Genomic DNA, 23872 nt, shown 5'->3' on the forward strand with positions numbered 1-23872 from the left:
ATCCGCCGATCTTGATCCTGGATGTCGCGTTCCCGGCATAATGTCGCGCGGCGATCGACGGTCGGGGGAGGTCCGGGATGTTCGGAGTGGTGCGGCCCTGCCGCCACGTGCTGCGCGGAAGCCTGTTCGAGGACTGGATGGCGCACCTGTGCGGGCTGTGCCTGACCCTGCGCCGCGAGCACGGGCAGGCCGCCCGCCTCGTCACCAACTACGACGGCCTGATCGTCTCGGTGCTGGTCGAGGCGCAGGCCCCGGAGACCTCGCCGCGCCGCGCGGCCGGGCCCTGCGCGCTGCGCGGGATGCGCGGCGCGCAGGTCGTGAAGGCGCAGGCCGAGGGCGCGCGGCTCGCCGCCGCGGCGTCCCTGCTGCTCGCGGCCGGCAAGACGCGCGACCACCTGGCGGACGGCGACGGACCGTACTCGCGCCGGCTCGTCGCGGCCGCCGCGTCCCGGATGGCCGACCGGTGGGACGCGGCGGGCGAGCGGACCGGCGCGGCGCTCGGGTTCGACCCGTCCGTCCTGCGCGACGCGGTCGCCCGGCAGCCGGAGCTGGAGCGCGCGGGCGGGCTCGGGCTGCTGGAGCTGACCGAGCCGACCGAGACCGCGACCGCCGCCGTGTTCGCGCACACCGCGGTGATCGCGGGGCGGGAGGCCAACGCCGAGGCGCTCGCCGAGGCGGGCCGGTTCTTCGGGCGCCTCGCGCACCTGGTCGACGCCGTCGAGGACATCGGCCGGGACGCCGCGTCCGGCGCGTTCAACCCGCTGCTCGCGACCGGCACGTCCCCGGCCGAGGCCCGCCGCCACTGCGACGACGCGCTGCACGGCCTTCGGCTGGCGCTGGCGGACGTCGAGATGGAGAAGCCGCAGCTCGTCCGGGCGCTGCTGAACCGCGAGCTGCGGCGCACGGTGGACCGCGTCTTCGATCCGTATCCCGAGGCGCGGAGCAGGCACAAGCACGCGAAGTCGTGCAAGGCGCCGAAGTCGGCCCACGGCCAGTACCCGCCGCCGCCCGGCGGGCAGCCCTACCCGCCGCAAGGCCAGCCCTACCCGCAAGGCCAGCCGTATCCGCCGCAGGGCCAGCCGTATCCGCAGGTCCAGTACCCGCAGGGACCGTACGGTCAGCAGCCGCCGCCCGGCTACGGCCAGGGTTACGGCCCGCCGCCCGGCCAGCCGCCCCACGGCGGGGGAGGCGGCGGGGGTGGATGGTTCCCGCCGGGCGGAGCCGGGTTCGGCGGAGGCGGCGGGCGCGGGCCGAGGCCGCCGCGCGCGGGCTGGCCGATCCCGTGCTTCACCGGCACGCTCGTCTGCCTGACCTGCGGCGTCTTCCAGCCCGAGTGGAGCGAGCACGCGGGGCGGCCGTGCACCGACCGCTGCTGGTGCTGCCGGAACTGCGACTGCGACTGCGGCGACTGCGGCTGCACCGACTGCTCGGGCTGCGGCGACTGCTGCAACTGCTGCGACAACGGATGCTGCGACTGCTGCGACTGCGGGTGCGACTGCTGACCACTCTTGACCAAGCGATCGCTTGGTGACACGCTCGGGGCGTGCCGCACGCGACCTTCGCCGCGACGCTGCTCGCGCGCTCCGGGGACCCCCGTCCGGGCCTGCTCTTCGAGGACGAGGCGCACAGCTGGGCCGAGGTGGTCCGCGCGGCCCGCGCCAGGGCGGCGCTCGCTCCCGAGCTGTGCGCCGTGCCGTCCGGGCGTCCCCGGCACCTCGGGGTGCTGCTGGAGAACGTCCCCGAGTACGTGTACTGGATCGGGGCCGCCGCGCTCTCGGGCAGCACGCTCGTCGGCGTCAACCCGACCCGGCGCGGGGCCGGGCTCGCCGCCGACATCCGGCACACCGACTGCGACGCGATCCTCACCGACGCCGCGCACGCCCCGCTGCTGGACGGACTCGACCTCGGCATCCCCGTCCACCGGGTCGACTCGGACGCCTACCGCGCGATGCTCCCCGCCGACCCGCCCGAGGACGATCCGGACGTCGCGCCGTCCGACCGGCTGCTTCTCCTGTTCACGTCCGGCTCGACGGGCGCGCCCAAGGCCGTCGTCTGCGGGCAGGGACGCCTCGCCGACATCGGGTCCTCCGCGTCCAACCTGGGGATCGGCCCGGACTCCGTCACCTACGTCGCGATGCCGCTGTTCCACGGCAACGCGGTCATGGCGAACCTCGCGATGGCCACGCACGAGGGCGCGACCGTGGCGCTGCGCCGCAAGTTCTCCGCCTCCGGGTTCCTGCCGGACGTCCGCCGCTACGGCGTCACCTACTTCAACTACGTCGGACGCGCCCTCGCCTACATCCTCGCCACGCCGGAACGCCCGGACGACGCCGACAACACGCTCCGGTCCGCCTTCGGAACCGAGGCGTCCGCCCAGGACATGGCGCGGTTCGGCGAGCGCTTCGGCTGCCGGATCATCGAGGGCTACGGCTCCAGCGAGGGCGCGATCTCGATCAACAAGACCCCGGACACGCCGCCCGACGCGCTCGGCCTCCCGCGTCCCGGCATCGAGGTGGCGATCATGGCCCCGGACACCGGGGCCGAGTGCCCGCCCGCCCGGTTCGCCCCGGACGGCGGCCTCCTCAACCCCGGCGAGGCCATCGGCGAGATCGTCGGCCTCAACGTCGCGAAGGCGTTCGAGGGCTACTACAACAACCCCGAGGCCGACGCCGAACGCCTCCGCGGCGGCCTCTACTGGAGCGGCGACCTCGGCTACCGCGACGCCGACGGCTACTTCTACTTCGCCGGGCGCGGCGCCGACCGGCTCCGCGTGGACAGCGAGAACTTCGCCGCCGCGCCGGTCGAGCGCGTCCTCGCCCGCTGGGACCCGGTCGTCATGTGCGCGGTCTACCCCGTCCCCGACCCCCGGACGGGCGACCAGGTCATGGCCGCCCTCGAACTGGACGGACGCCCCTTCGACCCCGAGGGCTTCGCCGCGTTCCTCGCCGCCCAGCCGGACCTCGGGACGAAGTGGGCCCCGCGCTTCGTCCGCGTCGTCGAGGCGATGCCGCTCACAGCAACCGGCAAACTCGACAAACGCCCCCTCCGCCGCGACCGCTGGACCGCAGGCGACATCTGGTGGCGTCCGGGCCGGGATCTCGCCTACGAGCCCCTGGATCCGGCGAAAGCCGAGGCCATCCGCGCCGAGTTCGCCCGGAACGGACGCTCCCACGTCCTCACCACGCTCTGAACGGTCCCCGGACGATCACGGAGATCGTCCGATCGACGACCCGGGACACGGTCATGGCGGAGCGTCAGTAGGGTGGTGAAGGTCCCTCACCGTTCGACTCTGGAGACATCCGGCCCGCCATGAAGACCTCCAACTCGCGCCGGTTCGGCGTGCTCGCCGCGCTGGTCACGGTGCTGACCGCGGGCTTCGGCGCGCTGCTGGCCACGCCGGCCCTGGCGCACACCCGGCTGGTGAGCAGCACGCCGGGCAAGGACGCCTCCGCCGCCTCGGTCGGCGAGGTGAAGCTGGTGTTCAGCGACCAGATCAGCTTCGCGAAGGTCCTGGTCAAGGACAGGGCGGGCAAGCAGTACCAGTCCGGCGAGGCTCAGCGGGACGGCACCACGGTGACGCAGAAGGTCGCCGGGCCGCTCCCGGCCGGGGACTACACCGTCGCGTACGCCGTCGTCGGCGCGGACGGGCACCGGATCGAGAACTCCGACCTGACGTTCACCGCCACGCAGGGCGGTGGTGACCAGGCGAACGGCGGGCTTCCGGCCGGGGCCGACACCCCGACCGCCGAACCCACCGCCGCGTCCCCCGGCGATCAGGTCGCGGGAACCAACCAGGAGAAGGCGCCCAGGGCGGAGGCGAAGAAGTCCTCGTCCGGGACGGCCCGCTGGGTGATGATCGGTGTCGGCGCGCTCGTCGGGATCGGGATCGGCGTCCTCATCGTGTCGCGCGCCAAGCGCAAGCACCCGTCGTCCGGTGAGTAGGGAACCGTGAACGCGAGCACCCTCCGGATCGTCCGCGCGGCCCTGGTCGCGGCGGTCGCGGCCGTCGTCGCGCTCGTCGCGGCGCTCGTGCTGGGCGGCGCCGTCACCGAGAAGATCATCCCCGGGCTGGGCGACGCGGGCGCGCTGACCCGGTGGGGCCTGCCGTTCTCCCGGATGGTCATGGACCTGGCCGCCGCGCTGACCGTGGGGGCGCTGATCGCCGCGACGGCGCTGCTGCCGGTGACCGGCGCGGGCGGTTCGGGGCGGCCGAGCCTGTCCCCGGCGTCGCTCGGCTACCTGCGCGGCGCGTCCTGGCTGGCCGCCCTCTGGGCCGCCGCCGCGGCCGCGAACCTGGTGTTCACCGTCTCCGACGTCCTCGGGCAGCCGGTCGGCGACATCGTCACCGGCAGCGAGCTCAGCTCCTACGTCGGCCAGCTTCCGCAGGGCACCGCCCTGATGATGGTCGTGCTGATCACGGTCGTGGTCGCGCTGCTGGCCCGCACCACGACCACCCCCGCCGCCGCGTTCGGGCTGCTCGCGCTCGCCCTGATCGCGCTGCTGCCCGCGCCGCTGACCGGGCACTCGGCGTCCGCCGCGAACCACTCGGTCGCGGTCACCGGCGTCGCGCTGCACGTCGCGGCCGTCGCGCCGTGGGTCGGCGGGCTGGCGATCCTGGCCGCGCACGCGCTGGCCGGACGCGACCGGCTCGGCCTGATGGCGTCCCGGTTCAGCCGGATGGCGCTGTGGTGCTACGTGATCGTCGGCGCGTCCGGGCTGGTCAACGTGATCGCCCGGCTGCCCGACCCGGCCCAGCTCGTCAGCACCGACTACGGCCGGCTCGCGCTCGGCAAGATCGTCGCGTTCGCGGTGCTCGGCTGGTTCGGCTGGTGGCACCGGGAGCGGACGCTGCCGAGGATCGAGGGCCGCGAGGAGCGGGCGTTCGCGAAGTTCGCCGCCGTCGAGGCCGCCGTCATGGCCGCCACGATCGGCCTCGCCGTCGCGCTCGCGCGCACCGCGCCGCCCGCGCCCGCCGGGGTGGAGAGCTCGGTCAAGTCGCTGATCGGCTACGACCTGCCGCCGAAGGTCACCCCGGCCCGGCTCGCCGGGCTCTGGCAGTTCGACCTGTTCTTCGCGGCGCTCGTGCTCGTGCTCGGCTTCGTCTACGTCGCCGGGGTCGTCCGGCTGCGGCGGCGCGGCGACTCCTGGCCCCTCGGCCGGACGGTCTCCTGGTTCGTCGGCCTGCTGACGATCGTCGCGGTCACCGAGACCGGCGTCGCCAAGTACGCGCCGATCCTGTTCAGCGTCCACATGGTCCAGCACATGGTGCTGTCCATGCTCACGCCGATCTTCCTGGTCGTGGGCGCGCCGGTGACGCTCGCGCTGCGCGCGCTGAAGCCCGCGAAGGTGCGCGGCGACCGGGGGCCGCGCGAGTGGCTGACGGCGCTGCTGCACTCGCGGTTCGTGTCGTTCGTCGCGCACCCCGGCGTCGCGACGATCATCTTCGTGGCGTCCACGTTCGCGCTGTACTTCACGCCGCTGTTCGAGTCGGCGATGCGCAACCACCTCGGGCACATCGCGATGATGGTGCACTTCCTGGCGTCCGGGTCGCTGTTCTACTGGGTGCTGATCGGCGTCGACCCGGCCCCGCACAAGCTGCCCTACCCCGGACGGCTGATCCTGCTGTTCGTCACGATGCCGTTCCACGCGTTCTTCGGCATCGCGCTGATGAACCTCGGCGCGCCGATCGCGAACTCCTGGTACACCGCCGTCCACCCGGACTGGGGCACCACCATCCTGAAGGACCAGCACACCGGCGGCGCGATCGCGTGGGGCTTCGGCGAGATCCCAACGTTCATCGTGCTGATCTTCCTGGCCTTCCAGTGGTTCTTCGACGACCAGCGCCGCGCCCGCCGCGAGGACCGGCACGCCGACCGCGCCGCCGCGCGCGGGGAGCGGTCCGCGTCCGACGACGAGCTCGCCGCCTACAACGAGCGGCTCGCGAAGCTCGCCCGCAGGGAGGAGGAGCGCGACGGCTGACCCCCGTCCGGGAGTGCCGCCGTCCTGCGGTGGCGCGGCCCTGCGGTGGCGGAGCCCTGCGGTGGCGGAGCCCTGTTCCCGGGGCGGGCCCGGCACCCCCCGAGCGGGGGAGGCGCGCAGGTCACCGGGTCTGTAAGGATCGTCGCGTGGTTCGACTTCTGCGCGCGGTGACCGACCGGACGACCTGGCGGCGCTGGGCCTATCTGGTGATGGGCGCGGCGCTGCTGATGCCGTACTGGTTCCTGCTGATGCTCCTGGCGGGGCTGTCCCCGCTGGACGGTCCCTGGACGGGCCTGGCGGTGGTGCTGCTGCCCGTCCCGGCGGCGGTCGTGACCGGCATGGTCGCCGCGGTGCGCCAGATGGAGGGCACGGCCGTCAAGGAGCTGGTCGGCGGGCCGATCACGAGGATGAACGTGCCGGTCGCCCGGACGCTGCGGGCCCGCCTCGGCACCGGGCTGTGGTTCAGCATGCACCTGCACGTCGGGGTCGTGATCGGCGCGGCGAGCCTGGCGCTGCCGCCCTTCGCGGCGGTGCTGCTGATCTTCCCGGTGCTCGGCGGGGGCGTCGTCGGGGACGAGCGCAGCCCGCTGCACGGCTGGAAGCACAGCCCCTACCAGTGGCTCGCGCCGCCCGCCGGGCTGGCCTGCGTGGTCGCGCTGCTCGGGCTGATCGTGGTCGCGGGCCGGGTGCTCGCCGCGCTCGCGCCCCGCTTCCTCGGCCCGACGCCCGAGGAGCGGGTCGTCGAGCTGGAGGAGCGTGCCGCCAAGCTCGCCGAGCGCAACCGGCTGGCCCGCGAGCTGCACGACTCGGTCGGGCACGCGCTGAGCGTGGTGACGCTCCAGGCGGGCGCGGCGGCGCGGGTGCTCGACCGGGATCCGGCGTTCGCCCGCGAGGCGCTCACCGCGATCGAGGAGTGCGCCCGCGCCGCGCTGGCCGACCTCGACCACGTCCTCGGCCTGCTGCGCGAGGACAAGGCCCGGACGACCCCGCAGCCGACGCTCGCCGACCTCGGACGGCTCGTCGAGCAGACCAAGCTCGCGGGTGTGAAGCTGGACCACACCGTGGACCCGGACGTCGCGGGCGTCCCGGCGGCGGTGTCGCGGGAGGCGTACCGGATCGTCCAGGAGGGGCTGACGAACGCGCTGCGGCACGCCGGGAAGGTGCCGGTGACGCTGCGCATCACCGTCGCGGACGACCGGCTGCGCGTGGTGGTGGCGAACCCGCTGGGCGGGGCGCCGAGCCGTCCGCGGGTCGGCGGGGGCCGGGGGCTCGGCGGCATCCGCGAGCGGGTGACCGTCCTGCGCGGAGACATGGCGGTTGGTCCGAACGAGTGCGAATGGCGCATGGAAGTCTCCTTGCCGCTAATGTCCGGGGCGTGACGACCAAGGTTCTCCTCGTGGACGACGAGCGGCTGATCCGCGCCGGGCTGGCCGCGATCATCAACGCCGAGCCCGACCTGACCGTGGTGGGGGAGGCGGGCGACGGCGCGGAGGTGCCGGACGCCGTCGCCCGGACCGCCCCGGACGTGGTCCTGATGGACGTCCGGATGCCCCGGCTGGACGGCATCCAGGCGACCCGCGGACTGCTCGCCGCGGGCGGCACGCCGCCGAAGATCATCGTGGTGACCACGTTCGAGAACGACGAGTACGTCTACGACGCGCTCAAGGCGGGCGCGGACGGCTTCCTGCTCAAGCGGACCCGCCCGGAGGAGATCCTCCAGGCGATCCGGACCGTGGTGCTCGGCGAGAGCCTGCTGTTCCCGGCCGCGATCCGCGCGCTGGCCGCCGAGCACGCGCCGGGCGGCGGGGCCGCCGCCGCGGACTGGCACGGCCGGCTGACCGAGCGCGAGGCCGACGTCCTGCGGCTGATGGCGCGGGGCCGCTCCAACGCCGAGATCGCGGGCGAGCTGTTCGTGAGCCCGCAGACGGTGAAGACGCACGTCGGCAACGTCCTGGCGAAGCTCCAGGCCCGCGACCGGACGCAGGCCGTGATCCTCGCCTACGAGACCGGCTTCATCTCCCCGGGCGCGTAGCGGAGCGCCGGCGTCAGGAGTCGGCAGAGCGCCGCCGTCAGGAGCCGGGCAGTTCGCCCAGCGTGACGTTCACGGTCTTCTTCGCGCCGTCGGCGCCCTGGACGTCCACCTTGGCGGTGTCGCCGGGCTTGAGCTTGGCGAGGGCCTCGGTCAGCTCGGTCTGGCTCGGCGTCGGGGTGCCGTTGATCGCGAGGATGAGATCGCCCGCCCTGATCCCGGCCTTCTCCGCGCCGGAGCCCTTGGTCACGCTGACGACGCCGACCGCGGACTGCTGGAGGCTGTTCGGGTCCAGGATCGTCCGGACGACCACGCCGAGCGCGGCGCGTCCGGAGTTGGTGACCTTGCCGTCCTTGATCAGCTGCGGCGCGATGCTCTTCACCGTGGCGCTGGGCGTGGCGAACCCGATGCCGACCGCGGCGCCGCCCATCTGCGGGTCGGACGCGGCGGCGGTCGGGATGCCGATCACCTCGCCGGTCATGGTGACCAGCGCGCCGCCGGAGTTGCCGGGGTTGATCGCGGCGCTGGTCTGGATGGCGTCGCCGATGGTCGCGCCGGGGAACGCGCCCTCGCGCTTGGTCGAGACCTCCCGGTTGAGCTGCGACACGATGCCCTGCGTCACGCTCCCGGACAGGCCGAGCGGGTTGCCCATCGCCAGCACCATCTGGCCGATCTTGAGCTTGGTCGAGTCGCCGAACGCGGCCGGACGCAGCGACCCGCCGCTCACCTTCACGACCGCGATGTCGTCGGGGGCGAACGCGCCGACGAGCGACGCGTCCAGCGGCCGGCCGCCGGACGCCGCCGACACCTGGATCTTGCGCGCGCCCGCCACCACGTGCGCGTTGGTGACGATGTCGCCGGCGGTGTCGTAGACGACCCCGGACCCCTCGCCGGAGTCCGTCGTGATCCGCACCACCGACGGCAGGACGGTCTCGACGACCTTCTCGTACTGCGCCTCGACCTGGGCGGCGGCGTTCCCCGCCGGGACCGTCGCGGGCGAGCTGGGCGCGGCGGCGTTCACGCCCGCCTTCGCGCTGTACTTCCCCCCGTTGCCGCCGCCACCGCCGTTGCCGCTGCCGCCGCCGCTGCACGAGGCGAGCAGGAGAGTGCCCGCCGTCACGAGCGCGCCCGTCCGGATCCTGCCGTTGATCTGCATCGGTACCAACCTCCCGGAGGGGTTGTCCCCCGAAAGTCCGCGCGCATGACCGCGCGCGGTCCGTCCGGTACGGAGAGTTGATCTTCGGCTGCCCGGCGCTTGACGGGAAGGATCGTGGAGTGCGGCTTATACCTCGTTTACCTGCGGTTCGTTAGAAATAAGTGCAGACAGGCAAGCATTTCGTCGATCGGGGGATCATGGACGCCGCCACACTGTCCGAACTGCGCCGGCCTCGTTCCTACCCGGCCGTGTCGGTGCTCATGCCGACGCACCGCACGACGCCGGAGAACAAGCAGGACCCCATCAGGCTGCGCAACCTGCTGGCCGAGGTGAGGCGCCGCCTCAGGGACGACCCGCAGGTGCCGTCCCAGGAGGCCGAGGCGCTCTACGAGCGGCTGGAGCGGGCGGCCGGCGACGTGGACCTGGCGTACGCCGCCGACGGCCTGGTGCTGTTCGCCGCGCCGGGCGGCGAGGTCCACACCTTCACCATCGACCAGACGGTGGACGAGCGCGTCATCCTGGACACCACCTTCGCCACCCGCGACCTCGTCGCCGCCTACACGCGCCGAACCCGCTACTGGCTGCTCGTCCTGTCGGACAAGGAGATCCGGCTGTGGGACGGCCGGGGCGAGTCGCTGACGCAGGTCGAGCGCGACGGCTTCCCCATGGCCCCGAACCCGCTGGACGAGGAGGGCGTCGGCAGGGCGTCGCCGCGCGGCGCGCGGCACGGGGACCGCCCGCACCGGCTGTTCATCCGCAAGGCGGTCGAGGCGCTGGAGAAGATCAACGCCCACGACCGGCGGCCGGTGATCATCGCGGGGGTCACCCGGCACCAGGCGTTCTTCGACGAGGAGGCGGGCGGCAAGCTGACCGTCGCGGGCCGCATCGACGGCGCGTACCACCAGGCGACCGCGCCGGTCCTGATGGACCTCGCCCGGCCCGTCCTGCACGCCTACGAGGACCTGCGCGAGGTCGCGGTGCTCACCGAGCTGGAGGCCGCGCGCGGCCTGAACCGGTACGCCGCCGGGATCAGCCAGGTGCTGCCGCTGGTCGAGGAGGGGCGCGGCGAGCACCTGGTCGTCGAGCGCTGCTACCACGTGCCCGGCCTGCGCGGCCGCAACGGCACGGTCGACCCGCTGGACGACACCAGCCCAGGCCGGGTCGTCGGCGAGGGCGTCGTGGACGACGTCGTGGACAACCTCATCGAGGCCCAGCTGAACTACGGCGGCGAGGTCACCTTCGTCTCCGACGGGTTCCTGATCGACCACGACCGCATCGCCCTCGTGACCAGGTTCTGACCGGCGGCCCCCGCTACGAGGTCCCGCAGCGCGGGTCGTACCAGGCGACCCACCGTCCGACGCCGTAGCCGCCCTCGCGCGGCAGCCAGCCCGCCGGGCGGTGCGGCCAGGTGCGGTCGAGCGCCGCCCCGGACGGCCCGCGCGGCACGACCACCGTGCACACCCCGTGCGGCGCGGACTGGTGGCGCGCGTCGATCCAGCCGATGCGCGTCCACCAGACCGGGTCGATCAGTTTCGTGCGCCCCGTCCAGTGCACCGAGTAGTCGATGACGACACCGCCGCGCTCGGACGCGGCGGGCAGCGGCGGCACCGGCCGCACGCGCTCGCCGTCGCCGGCGATGTGCACCAGGGCCGCCGCGTTGACCGCGGCGAGCGCGGTCGCGACCGTCCGCGCGCCACCGAGCCAGCGGGCCGCGAGCAGCCCGATGAGCAGCCCGTACGCGGCGAACGTCGCGACCGCCAGCCGGAAGTCCGTCCGGTCCTGCGTGAGGAACGACGTCTCCGGGAAGTCGAACCCGATGAACTGGTGGGTGCGCAGCCGCTCGCCGGCGTAGACGAGCACGACCGCGCCCGTCCCGGCGGCGACGAGGCCCCCGGCGGCGGCTGCCCGCAGCGCGTCCCGCGCCGTCGCCCGGAACAGGACGGCCAGCGCGATGAGGACGTACGCGAGCGCCAGGCACGCCAGGTAGCGGCCGTAGACGAAGTTCCCGACGCGGTGCTCGTCCGGCAGCGCCGCCTCCGACGCGTACGCGATGCCGAACGTCGTCGTCAGGAGGATGCCGGCCATCAGGCGGGCGTCCTTGCGGGCGAGGGCGGCGAACGTCGCGGCGAGCCCGATCCCGGCCAGCCCCCACGTGCCGACGACCAGGTACCAGACCTGCCCGAACATGCCGGAGATCGTCCACGCCTGGCCGGACACGCTCAGCAGGCGGTCGTGCAGGAGCGCCGCCAGGTCCCGCGTCCCGCTCGGATAGAGCGCGTGCCGGAGGGCGTCGTTCACGGCGGACGCCGCCAGATACCCGCCGGCCACCGCGACCAGCCCCGCCCACATCGCGCGCCGCCGCGTCGCCAGCAGCGCCAGCACGTGGACGGCCAGCACCACCTCGCCGCGCGAATGCGTGAAGTAGGCGTACACCGCGACGAGGCTCGCCGCCGCGCCGTCCACCGCCCGGCCCGTCCGGACGAACCGGTCGAGGAGCAGCAGCCAGCCGAGCAGGAGCGCCGGCAGGACCGCGTCCGTCAGCGCGAACAGGCCGAAGAACGTCGTCGCGGGGAGCAGCGCCGCCGCGAACGACAGCGGCAGCGCCGCGTTCCGGCCGAGGCCGAACCGTCGCAGGGCCGCGTACCCGAGCGGGAACAGCGCCGCCCCGGCCAGCGCGTTGATCGCGATCACGGCGGCGTAGACCGTCGCCGGAGACTGCGAGAACCAGTGTGCCGGGGCGAGCAGCAGCGGGTAACCGGCCTGGTAGAACGTGTTGTGCGAGAGGTCCGCGCCGGGGCCGCCGGCGAGCCAGCGCGCGGCGGCGAGGTAGCCGGTCTCGTCCGGGTCGGCGACCGGGCCGGTGCGGGCGCGGGCCAGCCAGAGGCGCAGCAGCACCTGCGCGGCGCAGCCGAGCAGCAGCGGCCACGGCAGCGAGCGGCGGCGGCGCGCGGCCGGCACGGCGGACGGGGCCGGGGGAGCGATCACCTGTGACATGACCCCAACGTCCCGGCGGAGCGTTGTGATCATGTTCGGGCGATGTCCGGATTTCGTGACACAGCGCGGGTGGTGATCGACATGCCCGGATAATGGCCGGGTGGCGAGCATCCTCTTCGTGGAAGACGACCCGTCCGCGCGCGCGGCGCTGGAGCTGGCCCTGACGCGCCTCGGGCACAGGGTCACCGCCCGCGCGACCGGCGAGGACGGCCTCGACGCGCTGCGCGCCCGCCGCCCCGAGATCGCCGTGCTGGACGTCATGCTCCCCGGCATCGACGGCATCGAGGTCTGCCGCCGCGTCCGCCGCGACGACACCCTCCCGGTGATCCTGCTCACCGCGCGCGGCGACGACCTCGACGTGGTGCTCGGCCTGGAGGCGGGCGCGGACGACTACGTCATCAAGCCCGTCGAGCCGCGCGTCCTGGACGCCCGGATCCGCGCCGTCCTGCGCCGCGCCGAGCAGTCCCACACCGACCGGTCCGCCTACGGCGACCTGGTCGTGGACCGCTCCGCCCTCAAGGTCACCAAGGCCGGCCGGGACGTCCGGCTCACCCCGACCGAGCTGCGCCTGCTGCTGGAGCTGACCCGCCGCCCCGGCCAGGCGATGACCCGCCAGCACCTGCTCGCCGCGGTCTGGGAGCACACCTACCCCGGCGACTCGCGGCTCGTGGACGCCTGCGTCCAGCGCGTCCGCGCCAAGATCGAGGACGAGCCCGCCGACCCGCGGCTCATCCAGACCGTCCGCGGCTTCGGCTACCGCTTCACCGCCCCATGAGTCCCGCGCCGAGGTTCTTGCCGGGGCACGTGCCGAGGCTCCCGGCGGCGCTGGTGGCGAGGCGCTGGGCGAACCGGCCCGCGCGGCTGCGGCCGATGGGCCTGCGCACCCGGCTGACCGCCGCGTTCCTCGCGGTGGCGCTGCTCGCGGCGCTGGTGGCGTCCGGGATCTCCTACGTGCTGGTCCGGCGGGCGCTGCTGCAACGCTCGCAGGACGCGCAGCTCATCGAGTTCCGGCAGGTCCTCCAGCGGACCGTCCCGGTCAACCGGCCGCCCGGCACGACCGGGACGGTCGCCGAGCAGATCCAGAGCGGGCTGCGGGCCAAGGGCCGAGTCGTCTGGACGGCGCCGGTCGCCGCGTCCACGGTCAAGCGGGGAACGCCCCGGCCGCCCCGTCCGAGCGGCGCGTTCCCGCCGGTCGGCGACGCGTTCGTCCAGCGGACGCTGCGCGGCCTGGTGTTCCAGCGGGTCCGCTGGCGCGGGCACGTCTACCTGCTCGTCGGGGCCACGGCGCGGGGCATGGAGATGTGGCGCGACGCGCCGATCCTCGTCGTCATGACGGTCAGCCTGCGGCACGAGGAGCAGGAGCTCGCCTCGTTCACCCGCGCGCTCGTGATCGCCGACGGCCTGGCGGTGCTGGCGGCGCTCGCCATGGCGCTGGCCGCGACGCGCGGCGTGCTGCGCCCGGTCCGCGGCCTCGGCCGGGCGGCCCGCGCGCTCGGCGCCGGCGACTTCTCCACCCGCGTCAGCGAGCGCGGCCGGGACGAGCTGACCGACCTCGCCCGCACCTTCAACCGGACGGCCGAGGCGCTGGAGCGGATGGTCGGCGAGCTGCGCGCCAAGGACGCCGCGTCCCGCCGCTTCGTCGCGGACGTGTCGCACGAGCTGCGCACCCCGCTCACCTCGATGGTCGCGATGACCGAGGTGCTCGCCGACGACGGCGACGCGGCCGCGCGGCTGGTCGCGGCCGAGACCCGGCGGCTCGGCGACCTGGTCGAGCACCTGATCGAGATCAGCCGGTTCGACGCGGGCGCCGCCTCGCTCGTGCTGGACGACGTGCTGCTCGCCGAGGCGGTCGCCGCGACCCTGGACGCGCGCGGCTGGACCGGCGAGGCCGCCGTGGAAGGGCCCGCCGACCTGGTCGTCCGGCTCGACCCGCGGCGGCTCGACGTGATCGTCGCGAACCTCGTCGGCAACGCCCTGCGGCACGGGCGGCCGCCGGTGCGGGTGTCCTTCCGGCCCGAGCGCGGGGGCGTGGAGCTCACCGTCGCCGACGCGGGCCCCGGCATCCCGGACGACGTGCTCCCGCTCGTGTTCCACCGGTTCGTCAAGGCGGAGGAGGCCCGGACGCGCAGCGACGGCAGCGGCCTCGGCCTGTCCATCGCGCGGGAGAACGCCCTCCTGCACGGCGGCACCCTCGAAGCCGGCAACGCCCCCGGCGGCGGAGCGGTCTTCACCCTGTGGCTGCCCTCGGCGCGTGAGGAGGCGACCGAATGAGAAGACGCGGAGCGACCAGGCACGGAGTGAGCAGGCGCGGGGTGAGCGGACGCGGAGCGAGCAGGCGCGGAGTGAGGAGGCTGGGCGTGCTCGCGGCCGGGCTGGCGGTGCTGGCGGCGGCGGTGACCGGATGCGGCGTCCGGCCGACGGAGGTGGTGGGCGCGGGCGACGCGCCGCAGCCGACCGGCCAGCCCAACCCGATCGCGATCTACCTGGTCAAGGACGGCCGCCTGGTGCGGACGGCCAGGCCCGGCCTGCTGAGCGCGCCCTACCTCGGCCTCCAGCAGCTCTCCGTCCGCCTGGTGGACAGCGAGGTCCAGCAGGGCCTCACGACGACGATCCCGGCGGGCGTCGACCTGTCGGCCGCCTACCTCGACGGCTCCGGGGTGCTGACGGTCCACGTCAACCAGGCGGACGTGAACTGGCCGCGGATCACGCTCGGGCAGGTCGTCTGCACGGCGAACGCGGCTCCCAACGTCAAGCAGGTCCGCCTCGACTACCCGGTGACCGTGGAGATCCCGCCGAAGGCGTCCGCGGCGAGCGCGCCCCCGAGGTGGGAACTGGAGGGCAAGCTCAAGCAGGCGGGGCTGCGGTACGACTGCGGCCAGTTCGCCGACCTCATGGCCCGCTGATCAGCCCTTGTTCAGCCACTGCGTCGCGGTCTCGCCGAGCGCCGACCGGACGGCCAGGATCACCGTCCCGAGGATCAGCAGCGGCACGATGACCATGTGCTCGACCTTGCCGTTCGTCCGCGGCACGACGGGGACCTCGAACCGCCACGGCATCGGCCACAGCACGGGACACCCCTGGGGTGTCAGGCAGTCGCCGATGATGTGCGCGATGCAGCCGACGCCTATCGCCCAGCCGACGAAGCTCATGTCCAGGTCGTGCATCCACCAGACGGCGATCGCGGCGAGCGCGCAGTCGGCCAGCGCGGACTGCGGCTCCTTGCCCTCGAAGTCCAGCCCGATGCCGCGCAGCCCGAAGCCGACGATGATGAACAGCACCGCCCACCACGCGTAGTGCTGGTGGGTGGCGAGCCAGTCCACGCCCCAGCCCATCGCGACCGCGAACAGGATGGAGTGCGTGCCGTGCCGGTGCCCGCCGGTCGCCTTCCCGACCCACTTGCAGAAGTGCTGCGAGATCGGGCCGAGCGTGTTGGCGATGCGCCCGTTGTGGTGGTCGATGTCGGGCAGCAGCGCCGCGCCCGCGCACACGACCGTCCCGGCGGCGAGCTGCTTGGTGTCCAGGTGCGGGATCGCGTACTGGTGCAGCAGGTCCGTCCGCTCCAGCAGGGGGACGGCCGCCAGCCACGCCAACGCCCCGCTCAACGCGTGCGTGTGCCCCATCATGCGCGCATCCCCGCCCGTCCGTCCGGCTTGCTCGGTACGGCGGGACCCTATCCCGGTAATGATCGTTTTCGCGGACGGCGCGCCGAAGGCCGGAGCCGTCCGTTCAGTCCAGGATGACCGCGCCGCCGTGACCTGTCACGACACGCGCGTGGCCGGTTCCGGAGCCGCCGTCCCGACCGCGGCGGCGCGCGCCGCGTCCGCTTCCGCCGCATCCGTTTTCGCCGCGTCCTGACGGGCGCGTGCGGCCATCACCTGGCCGACGTGGGCCTCGGCCCAGTCCGCGACGGCCTGGATGGGCGCGCGCAGCGAGTGCCCGAGCGGCGTCAGCTCGTACTCCACGCGCGGCGGGACCTCGGCGAACACCCGGCGGACGAGCAGGCCGTCATGTTCCATCCCGCGCAGCGTGTGGGTAAGGACCTTGGGGGTGACTCCGCCGATCCGGTCGCGGAGCTGGGTGAACCGGCGCGGTCCGTCCAGCAGGGACAGGACGATCAGCACCGACCACTTGTCGCCGATCCGGTCGAGCACCAGGCGGGTCGGGCAGTCCGGGTCGAAGGCGTCCCCGGGACGCAGTGAGTCCTTCATGGTTTCCACAGGGTACCTATGGTTCGTTGTAGTAACCAGTATCCGATGGATACCGTGCATCCGACGAAGGGAGAACAGCATGAGGATCCTGCTGATCGGTGCCACCGGAATGGTCGGTTCGCGCGTCGCGGCCGAGGCACGCGCGCGGGGCCACGAGGTCACCGGGGTGAGCCGCAGCGGCAAGGACGGCACGGCCAGGGCGCAGGCGAGCGACGCCGACGCCGTCGCCGGGCTCGCGCGCGGCCACGACGCGATCGTCCTCGCCGTGGCACCGCCGCGGGACGGCTCGGAGCCCGTCGCGCCGCTGCTCGCCGACGGCCGCGGCGTCCTGGAGGCCGCCCGCAGGTCCGGGGTGAGGCGCCTGGTCATCGTGGGCGGGGCGGGCAGCCTGGAGGTCGCGCCCGGCAAGCGGCTGGTGGACACGCCGGACTTCCCGGCGCTCTACAAGAACGAGGCCCTCGCGCAGGGCGAGCTCCTGGAGGTCGTCCGGAAGGAGGCGGGCGACCTGGACTGGACGTACATCTCCCCGGCCGCCGTCATCCAGCCCGGCGAGCGCACCGGGACGTTCCGCCTCGGCGGCGACCGGCTCCTCGCCGACGCGGACGGCAACAGCGAGATCAGCGCCGAGGACTACGCGGTCGCCCTCGTGGACGAGCTGGAGGACCCGAAGGCCGTCGGCCGCCGCATCACGGTCGCCTACTGACCCCGTCCGGCCGCCGTCCCCGGGGGCGGACGGCGGCCCGGGCGAGCGGGCGGACGGACGGGCGCAGCGGCCTCCGTCAGCGGATGAAGACGGCGAACTCGGCCAGCTCGCCCGTGAGGCCCGGCGGCAGGGCGGCCAGCGCCGACAGCTCCTCGGCCGACATGAAGCCGCCGGTGTCGGCGCGCACGCGCTCGATCCGTCCGGCCAGCTCCGGCGTGATGCCGGGCAGCATGGTCAGCGCCTCGGCGGGGGCGTGGTTGACGTCCACCAGGCCGCCGTCGTTGTACTGCCGGGGCAGGTCGGGACGGCCGATCCGCAGCTCCCGCGCGAGCCCCGGGTCCTGCGCGGCGAGGTCGCGGGCCTTGGCGCGCAGCAGCCGCTGCTGCCGCACGCGCTCCACGACCGCCTCGTTGCCGATGCCCGACAGGCCGTCCGGGTCGAACACCTGGCGGCGCACCAGGAACGCGTGCGCGCACCCGATGATCGCCAGCACGAACATCACCACGCCCGCGACGCGCTGCGCGCCCGTGTCGGTCGGGATCGCCGGCGCGACGAGCATCAGCCCCGCGAACAGCCCGCCGTACACGAGCGTCGCCCAGACCAGGTGCATCTTGCGCCGCCACAGCGCCGCCGCCGCGAACGTGAACGGCGTCGCGTACCCCAGCGTCAGGAACGGCAGCGCCGCCCAGGTCACGCTCAGCGCCGCCCGTCCGGGCGGCATGCTGTCCGACGGGACTCGGGGCGGTTCGAACGGCGCTGGAGCGTTCATGGGGGAGCTCTTCCCGGCCGGGGGCGGATTCCTCTGGGGACGGCGTCCCGTCTTGCCGTGCTTCCCGGAATTCGCTTACGGGAGCGTCAGAATCTCGTGGCCGTCTTCGGTCACCAGGAGCGTGTGCTCGAACTGCGCCGTCCGCTTGCGGTCCTTGGTGAGGACGGTCCAGCCGTCCGGCCACATGTCCCACTCGTGCGTGCCGAGCGTCAGCATGGGCTCGATGGTGAACGTCATGCCCGGCTGCATCACCGTCGTGGCGTTCGGGTCGTCGTAGTGCGGGATCACCAGGCCCGAGTGGAACGTGGTGCCGATGCCGTGCCCGGTGAAGTCGCGGACGACGCCGTACCCGAACCGCTTGGCGTAGGACTCGATGACCCGCCCGATCACGTTGATCGCGCGTCCCGGCCGGACGGCGCGGATGCCGCGCATCATCGCCTCGCGGGTGCGTTCCACCAGTAGCCGGGACTCCTCGTCCACCTCGCCGACCAGGAACGTCGCGTCGGTGTCGCCGTGCACGCCGTCGATGAACGCGGTGATGTCGACGTTGATGATGTCGCCGTCGCGCAGGACGGTGTCGTCCGGGATGCCGTGGCAGATGACCTCGTTGATCGAGGTGCACAGCGACTTGGGGTAGCCGCGGTAGCCCAGCGTGGACGGGTAGGCGCCGTGCTCGATCAGGTACTCGTGCCCGATGACGTCCAGCTCGTCGGTGGTGACGCCCGGCCGGACGTGCCGGCCGACCTCCTCCAGCGCCTGCGCGGCGATCCGGGACGCCACCCGCATCCGCTCGATGATCTCGGGGGTCTTGACGTCCGGCTCCCCGGTCTTCGGGCTCTTCCTGCCCACGTACTCGGGGCGTCGGATGTTCGCGGGTACCTTGCGCATGGGCGAGACGTGGCCGGGCCGGAGGAGGTGGGTCGTCATAGTCAGCGAGTGTAGTCAGCCGTAACGGGGGACGACTCCGGAGACGTGATCGAGAAGGAGGGGGACATGGCCCCGAGCAACGACAACGACGACGCGTGGTGGTTCTGCCTGAAGCACCTGCGCGTGGAGCACGGCCCCGGCTGCCCGGACAAGGACCGCATGGGCCCCTACACCACCGAGGCGCAGGCCGCCGGCGCCCTGGAGGAGGCCCGAGCGCGCAACGAGGCCTGGGACGCCCAGAACGACGACTGACCGCCGGCCTCAGACCACCGCGTAGGCGCGCACGGGGAAGGTCCCCATGCCCTGGACCGGCGCGGGCGCGGCGTGGAAGCGGAAGCCGCCGGCGGGCAGCCGGTCCAGCCCGGTCAGGTGCTCCACGATCGGGATGCCCGCCGCCAGCAGCCGCGTGTGCGCCGGACGCGCCGGGTCGGCCATGTCGTCGATGTTGACCGCGTCGATCCCGGCCAGCGCGGCGCCGCCCGCGACCAGGGCGTCCACCGCGTCGGCCGCGACGAACGGGTGGTCGGACGCGCCGTAGCCGGGCGTCGCGAAGCGCCGGTCCCAGCCGGTGCGGACGAGGACGGCGCGTCCGGCCACGTCCAGCCCGGCGAGGTCGGCGGCGGTGAGGGCGCGCCGCCCGGCGGGCAGCGGGACGACCAGGCCCGGCAGGTCGGCGGTCCGCTCCAGCGGCAGCGCGGCCAGGTCGTCGGCGTCCCCGTGGTAGTGGAACGGGCTGTCCAGGTAGGTGCCGGTGTTGGCGACCATGGTGATCTCGCCGATCTGGAACGCCACGTCCGGGCCGAACCGCTCCCGCGACGCCGCGCGCGTGGTGTGGTCGGTGATCCGGGGGCCGGGCAGGCCGGGGTAGGTGGTCATGCCCGCCGTGATGCGGTGGGTGAGGTCGATCAGCGCCATGGCCGCATTCTCGCAGGCCCGGCGGCGCGCGACGTCAGTCGACGACGGGGCCGGTCACGGCGTCGAGGAGGCGGGCGAGGCGGTCGCGCAGGCCGCGCCGGGGGCGGCCGGGGTCCTGGCCGGCGGCGGCGCTGACCAGGTGCTGCGCGCCGTCGAAGGTGACCAGGGGGTCGGCGGCCGGGACGGTCAGGGCCTCGTGCGCGAGGCCCTCCAGGTCGCGGTCGCCGCCGTCCATGGCGAGGATCGTCGCGCCGACGCGGCGGGCGTCGTCGACGCGCTCCAGCAGCGGGACGGGCGCCTCGTCCTCGGCGACGACGAGCAGCGTCTCGCCGCGGCGGGCCTCCTCCAGCCGGTCCAGCCCGACCGCGAGGTGCGCGGGCGCGCCCGGCGGCGGCGACCAGCGGACGAGGGTGGGGGAGAGGCCGGGGAGGGCGTTCAGGCTGCTCTCGTCGTCGAGGTGGGCGGCGAGGTGCCAGGGCTCGTCCTCGGGCGTGCCGACCAGCAGCAGCCCGCCGGGGGTGCGCGCGCTGCCGCGCAGCGCCCGGCCGAACTCCCCGGTGCGTTCCAGCCAGCCCGTCGCGGCCAGCACCTCGCGCAGCATCATGACGTGCTCGGCGTCCATGCCGTCCATCGTGGCCCAAGAGCCGGTGGGGACGCGCGGTTTCCGAGGTGAGGAGTCCGGACCGGCCGGGTCCGGGCGCGGCGGCCCGCCGGCGGTTTGGCAGACTCGACGCCATGACTGATCAGCCGAAGAAGAGCCCCCACGACCTGCCCGACGTCTCCGGCCTGAGCATCGGGATCCTCGGGGGCACCGGGGACCAGGGGAAGGGCCTGGCCCGCCGGTTCGCGCTCGCCGGGCACAAGGTCACGATCGGCTCGCGCAGCGCCGAGCGGGCCGAGCGGGCGGCCGCCGACCTCGGCGCGGAGCTGGGCGTGCTCGGCGCGGCGAACGCCGAGGCCGCGTCCGGCGCGGACGTGGTGATCGTGGCCGTCCCCTACGAGGGCCACAGAAGCCTGCTGGAGAGCCTGCGCGACGTCCTCGCGGGCAAGATCGTGGTGGACTGCGTGAACCCGCTCGGGTTCGACAAGAAGGGCGCCTACGCGCTGCCCGTGGAGGAGGGCAGCGCCGCCGAGCAGGCCGCCGCCGTATTGCAGAACACCGAGGGCGTGCGCGTCGTCGCGGCGTTCCACCACGTGTCGGCCGTCCTGCTGCTGGACCCCGAGGTGGACGAGACGGAGCTGGACGTCCTCGTCCTCGGCGACGACCGCGAGGCCACCGACATCGTGCAGGCCCTCGCCGGACGCATCCCCGGAATGCGCGGCGTGTACGGCGGGCGGCTCCGCAACGCGCACCAGGTCGAGGCGTTCACCGCGAACCTCATCTCCATCAACCGCCGCTACAAGGCGCACGCGGGGCTGCGCGTCACCGACGTCTGACCGGCTGGCGGCCCGCGGCGTTCCGCCCCCTACGCTGCGCGCCGTACGAAGCAGCCGTAGGTAGCGGCCCGTCGAAACGGCTGTACGCGGCAGTCGTAGGTAGCGGCCCGTCGAAGCGGCCGTATGCAGCGGCCGTATGCAGTGCGCCGTCCGTAGCGGAGCGCCGGTGCTTCGCCCGCTCGACCGAGCGCGACACCGGCGCCCCGGCACTCGGCCGGCGCCGGGACCGTCGCGGTGTGACCGATTTCGCGAGAGTCACCGGAGCGGTAGCTGACCCGTGGCCGTCCAAGTGCTGACGTGGACGGCGTGGCCGACTCCGATCCACCCGGCGCGGAGCCCGGGGTGGAAACCGGCGCGGCGCGGGCATTCCGGTCCATGATGCGGTGGTTCCGCCGCAGCCGTACCGCGTCCTATGATCGCCGTACGACAGGGCAGGTGAAGATGAGGCAGATCCGGTCGGCCGATCCGTGGAGCGCCTTCCTGCGTCCGCCCGGACGCCAGTTCGAGACCTACGGCGGCGGCGGGCCGCGCGCGGCGGCCGAGCCCGGCGCCGACCGGGTGGGCGCCGGGCGCGACGGCGACCCGGACGAACCGGACCTCTCCGAAGCCTGCCGGCGGGTCCTGGCCCGGCTCGCCGAGAGCGGCCGGCCGCAGTCCCTGGAGCAGTTGCAGCACGGCACCGGTCTCGGCCTGCTGGAGATCGCCGACGCCGTGGAGTCCCTGCGCGACCGCGGGCTGGTGACGGTGGAACGCGAGATCGACGAGATCGTGCGCCTCGCGCCGCCCGCCGACCGGTGACCGCCCGCCGAGCGGCAACGGCCCGCCGGCCGGGGACGGCCCGCCGAGGGGACGCCGGGGGAGGCCGGTGACCGGGTACCTGATCACGGTCGTGCTCGCCTGCCTGGTCGGCGTCGCCGAGCTGGTCAGCCGGTACCGGGACCGTCCGATCACGCTGGTCCGGGTGCCGAGCACCTGGGCGTACGTGCTGATCAACGGCGCGGCGGGCGCGGGCTCGCTGCTGCTCATCCGCACGTTCCACTGGGAGTTCGGGGTCGACTCGCCGAGCATGCTCGGCGCGACGCAGGTGCTGGTCGCGAGCCTCGGGTCGATGATGGTCTTCCGCAGCGCGGTGTTCACCGTCCGGGTCGGGGACGAGGACGTCGCGGTCGGGCCGTCCACCCTGCTGGCCTCGCTGCTCGCCGCCGCCGACCGGGGCGTGGACCGGGTGCAGGCGCGCAGCCGCGCGGCGGACGTCGGCCGCATCATGGAGGGCGTCTCGTTCCCCCGCGCGAAGCTCGCGCTGCCGACGTACTGCCTCGGCCTGCTCCAGAACGTCTCGGCCGAGGACCAGGCCGACCTGCGCACCGCCGTGGACGCGCTCGCGGGCAGCGACATGTCCGACGGCCAGAAGACGCTGAACCTCGGCCTGCTGCTGATGAACGTCGCAGGCCCGGACGTCCTGGAGGCGGCGGTCCGCACGCTCAGCAAGGAGATCCGCGACGAGGGGCAGGGCGCCGCCGTCCCGGAGCAGCGCGCGCCCGGGAACGGGCAGGGCCCCGCCGGAGCCCGCGCGGAAACGGGCGCCGACAGGGCCTGAGAGACGCCGCCGGGGTCTACTTGTAGCTGTACTCGGCGGTCGGGAACGCGCCCGCCACGACCTCTTCGGCGTACTCGCGCGCCGCGTCGCCGAGGACGGAGTACAGGTCGGCGTACTTCTTGACGAACTTGGCGGTGTGCGGGGTGAGCCCGGCCATGTCCTGCCAGACCAGCACCTGCGCGTCGGTGCCCTCGCCCGCGCCGATCCCGATCGTCGGGATGGACAGCGCGGCGGTGACCCGGCGGGCCAGCTCGTCCGGCACGCACTCCAGGACGACCGAGAACGCGCCCGCGGCCTCCAGCGCCTTGGCGTCGGCCATGAGCTGCTCGCCGTCCTCGCCGCGGCCCTGCACCCGGTAGCCGCCGAAGGCGTTCACCGACTGCGGGGTGAGGCCGAGGTGGCCCATGACCGGGATCCCGGCCGCGACCATGGCCTCGACCTGCGGCAGGACGCGGCGTCCGCCCTCGACCTTGATGGCCTGGACGTTCGCCTCCTTCATGAACCGGGCCGCGCTGGCGAGCGCCTCGGCGACGCCCGACTGGTACGACCCGAAGGGCAGGTCGGCGACGACGAGCGCCCGCTTGGCGCCGCGCACGACGGCGGCGGCGAGCGGGACGAGGTCGTCCACGGTGACGGGGATGGTGGAGTCGTAGCCGTAGACGACCATCGCGGCGGAGTCGCCGACGAGCAGGACGGGGATGCCCGCCTCGTCGAAGACGCGCGCGCTGAGGGCGTCGTAGGCGGTGAGCATGGGCCACTTCTCGTGCCGCGCCTTGGCGGCGGCGATGTCGCGTACCGTCACCCGGCGGGTTCCCTGGCCGCCGTAGAGGGCGGTCGGCTGGGCGGCTCCCTGCGGTCGGGCGGGGGACGTCGGCGTGGAAGCGGACACGTCAGAAGACACGGTGTACCTCCAGTCTCGAGGCGCCACGGTGGCGTACCCGGACGGGACCGATGATCCCACCAGAACAACCGCCACGGAACCCCCCGCGATTCCCCGCAGGGGCGTCGCCCGCGTCACGTCCGGGCCCTCCCCGCACCCCGGCCGGGCCCTCCCCGCGTCACGTCCGGGGCCGACCCGCGTCGTGTCGGGGGCTCGGCCCGCACCCCCGCCGGGGTTTCGAAACGCTACGGTTGCGTATCTCAATTATCCGGCGTACG

24 protein-coding genes are annotated in these 23872 nt (G+C 74.0%); 15 read left to right on the plus strand and 9 right to left on the minus strand.

The window, feature by feature from the left end; genetic code table 11:
* Positions 1-77: 77 nt before the first annotated feature.
* The 6 genes from ACFPCY_RS05420 to ACFPCY_RS05445 all read left to right on the plus strand — a co-directional run bounded on the left by ACFPCY_RS05420 (position 78) and on the right by ACFPCY_RS05445 (position 8011).
* Positions 78-1502 carry a DUF5685 family protein gene (locus ACFPCY_RS05420; RefSeq protein ID WP_378252429.1) on the plus strand — a complete coding sequence of 475 codons (1425 nt, stop codon included), beginning with the start codon at positions 78-80 and terminating at the stop codon, positions 1500-1502.
* A 41-nt stretch (positions 1503-1543) separates the two neighbouring features.
* Positions 1544-3190, plus strand: a complete 1647-nt coding sequence (locus ACFPCY_RS05425) for an AMP-binding protein (protein ID WP_378252431.1) — start codon at positions 1544-1546, stop codon at positions 3188-3190.
* A 119-nt stretch (positions 3191-3309) separates the two neighbouring features.
* On the plus strand, positions 3310-3942 hold the full coding sequence (locus tag ACFPCY_RS05430; RefSeq protein WP_378252432.1) for a copper resistance CopC family protein: 633 nt from the start codon (positions 3310-3312) through the stop codon (positions 3940-3942).
* A gap of 6 nt (positions 3943-3948) precedes the next feature.
* Positions 3949-5979: a bifunctional copper resistance protein CopD/cytochrome c oxidase assembly protein gene (locus tag ACFPCY_RS05435; RefSeq protein WP_378252433.1), complete on the plus strand. Its 2031-nt coding sequence runs from the start codon at positions 3949-3951 to the stop codon at positions 5977-5979.
* Positions 5980-6125: 146 nt separating this feature from the next.
* Entirely contained in the window at positions 6126-7358 is a 1233-nt protein-coding gene (locus ACFPCY_RS05440; protein ID WP_378252434.1) for a sensor histidine kinase, read from the plus strand.
* Positions 7355-8011, plus strand: a complete 657-nt coding sequence (locus ACFPCY_RS05445) for a response regulator (RefSeq protein WP_378252435.1) — start codon at positions 7355-7357, stop codon at positions 8009-8011. Before ACFPCY_RS05440 ends, ACFPCY_RS05445 begins: the two co-directional genes overlap by 4 nt.
* A 37-nt stretch (positions 8012-8048) precedes the next feature.
* Here ACFPCY_RS05445 and ACFPCY_RS05450 read toward each other — a convergent pair whose 3' ends face one another.
* A complete protein-coding gene (locus ACFPCY_RS05450) occupies positions 8049-9164 on the minus strand; it encodes a S1C family serine protease (RefSeq protein ID WP_378252436.1) in 1116 nt (371 codons plus the stop codon).
* A 197-nt stretch (positions 9165-9361) separates the two neighbouring features.
* Here ACFPCY_RS05450 and ACFPCY_RS05455 point away from each other — a divergent pair, with 197 nt between their 5' ends.
* The gene (locus ACFPCY_RS05455; protein ID WP_378252437.1) at positions 9362-10462 is read left to right on the plus strand and encodes a baeRF3 domain-containing protein; all 1101 of its coding nucleotides are present in this window, start codon (positions 9362-9364) and stop codon (positions 10460-10462) included.
* 13 nt (positions 10463-10475) lie between these two features.
* Here the strand turns inward: ACFPCY_RS05455 and ACFPCY_RS05460 are convergent, their stop codons facing one another.
* Positions 10476-12158, minus strand: a complete 1683-nt coding sequence (locus ACFPCY_RS05460) for a hypothetical protein (protein ID WP_378252438.1) — start codon at positions 12156-12158, stop codon at positions 10476-10478.
* A 100-nt stretch (positions 12159-12258) separates the two neighbouring features.
* Here ACFPCY_RS05460 and ACFPCY_RS05465 point away from each other — a divergent pair, with 100 nt between their 5' ends.
* From ACFPCY_RS05465 to ACFPCY_RS05475, 3 genes are all read left to right on the plus strand, one after another.
* Positions 12259-12933: a response regulator transcription factor gene (locus ACFPCY_RS05465; protein WP_122197577.1), complete on the plus strand. Its 675-nt coding sequence runs from the start codon at positions 12259-12261 to the stop codon at positions 12931-12933.
* 29 nt (positions 12934-12962) lie between these two features.
* On the plus strand, positions 12963-14429 hold the full coding sequence (locus ACFPCY_RS05470) for a sensor histidine kinase (RefSeq protein ID WP_378252439.1): 1467 nt from the start codon (positions 12963-12965) through the stop codon (positions 14427-14429).
* An 86-nt stretch (positions 14430-14515) separates the two neighbouring features.
* On the plus strand, positions 14516-15061 hold the full coding sequence (locus tag ACFPCY_RS05475) for a GerMN domain-containing protein (protein WP_378252440.1): 546 nt from the start codon (positions 14516-14518) through the stop codon (positions 15059-15061).
* Here ACFPCY_RS05475 and ACFPCY_RS05480 read toward each other — a convergent pair whose 3' ends face one another.
* Both ACFPCY_RS05480 and ACFPCY_RS05485 read right to left on the minus strand, forming a co-directional pair.
* Positions 15062-15781, minus strand: a complete 720-nt coding sequence (locus ACFPCY_RS05480; protein ID WP_378252441.1) for a metal-dependent hydrolase — start codon at positions 15779-15781, stop codon at positions 15062-15064.
* Positions 15782-15916: 135 nt separating this feature from the next.
* Positions 15917-16366: a winged helix-turn-helix transcriptional regulator gene (locus ACFPCY_RS05485; protein WP_378252442.1), complete on the minus strand. Its 450-nt coding sequence runs from the start codon at positions 16364-16366 to the stop codon at positions 15917-15919.
* A gap of 79 nt (positions 16367-16445) precedes the next feature.
* Between ACFPCY_RS05485 and ACFPCY_RS05490 the strand changes: the two genes are divergently transcribed.
* On the plus strand, positions 16446-17069 hold the full coding sequence (locus ACFPCY_RS05490; protein ID WP_378252443.1) for an NAD(P)-dependent oxidoreductase: 624 nt from the start codon (positions 16446-16448) through the stop codon (positions 17067-17069).
* 76 nt (positions 17070-17145) lie between these two features.
* Here the strand turns inward: ACFPCY_RS05490 and ACFPCY_RS05495 are convergent, their stop codons facing one another.
* On the minus strand, positions 17146-17838 hold the full coding sequence (locus ACFPCY_RS05495) for a ComEA family DNA-binding protein (protein WP_378252444.1): 693 nt from the start codon (positions 17836-17838) through the stop codon (positions 17146-17148).
* A gap of 75 nt (positions 17839-17913) precedes the next feature.
* On the minus strand, positions 17914-18765 hold the full coding sequence (gene map / locus ACFPCY_RS05500) for a type I methionyl aminopeptidase (protein ID WP_378252445.1): 852 nt from the start codon (positions 18763-18765) through the stop codon (positions 17914-17916).
* Between the two features lie 66 nt (positions 18766-18831).
* Between map and ACFPCY_RS05505 the strand changes: the two genes are divergently transcribed.
* Positions 18832-19017 (plus strand): hypothetical protein, encoded by a 186-nt coding sequence (locus tag ACFPCY_RS05505; protein WP_378252446.1) that lies wholly within the window; start codon positions 18832-18834, stop codon positions 19015-19017.
* Between the two features lie 9 nt (positions 19018-19026).
* On the opposite strand, the gene ACFPCY_RS05510 is transcribed toward ACFPCY_RS05505, so the two are convergent.
* A complete protein-coding gene (locus ACFPCY_RS05510) occupies positions 19027-19680 on the minus strand; it encodes a cyclase family protein (RefSeq protein WP_378252447.1) in 654 nt (217 codons plus the stop codon).
* A gap of 34 nt (positions 19681-19714) precedes the next feature.
* A complete protein-coding gene (locus ACFPCY_RS05515; protein ID WP_378252448.1) occupies positions 19715-20302 on the minus strand; it encodes a hypothetical protein in 588 nt (195 codons plus the stop codon).
* Positions 20303-20415: 113 nt separating this feature from the next.
* On the opposite strand from ACFPCY_RS05515, the gene npdG reads away from it, so the two are divergent.
* The 3 genes from npdG to ACFPCY_RS05530 all read left to right on the plus strand — a co-directional run bounded on the left by npdG (position 20416) and on the right by ACFPCY_RS05530 (position 22714).
* Positions 20416-21117: an NADPH-dependent F420 reductase gene (gene npdG / locus ACFPCY_RS05520; protein WP_378252450.1), complete on the plus strand. Its 702-nt coding sequence runs from the start codon at positions 20416-20418 to the stop codon at positions 21115-21117.
* A 441-nt stretch (positions 21118-21558) separates the two neighbouring features.
* A complete protein-coding gene (locus ACFPCY_RS05525) occupies positions 21559-21915 on the plus strand; it encodes a hypothetical protein (RefSeq protein WP_378252451.1) in 357 nt (118 codons plus the stop codon).
* 67 nt (positions 21916-21982) lie between these two features.
* On the plus strand, positions 21983-22714 hold the full coding sequence (locus ACFPCY_RS05530) for a hypothetical protein (protein WP_378252452.1): 732 nt from the start codon (positions 21983-21985) through the stop codon (positions 22712-22714).
* Positions 22715-22730: 16 nt separating this feature from the next.
* Here ACFPCY_RS05530 and panB read toward each other — a convergent pair whose 3' ends face one another.
* Positions 22731-23603 (minus strand): 3-methyl-2-oxobutanoate hydroxymethyltransferase, encoded by an 873-nt coding sequence (panB, locus tag ACFPCY_RS05535; RefSeq protein WP_378252591.1) that lies wholly within the window; start codon positions 23601-23603, stop codon positions 22731-22733.
* Between the last annotated feature and the right edge of the window lie 269 nt (positions 23604-23872).

The organism is Actinomadura gamaensis, assembly GCF_042652125.1.
In the GTDB taxonomy this organism is placed as follows: Bacteria; Actinomycetota; Actinomycetes; order Streptosporangiales; family Streptosporangiaceae; genus Spirillospora; species Spirillospora gamaensis.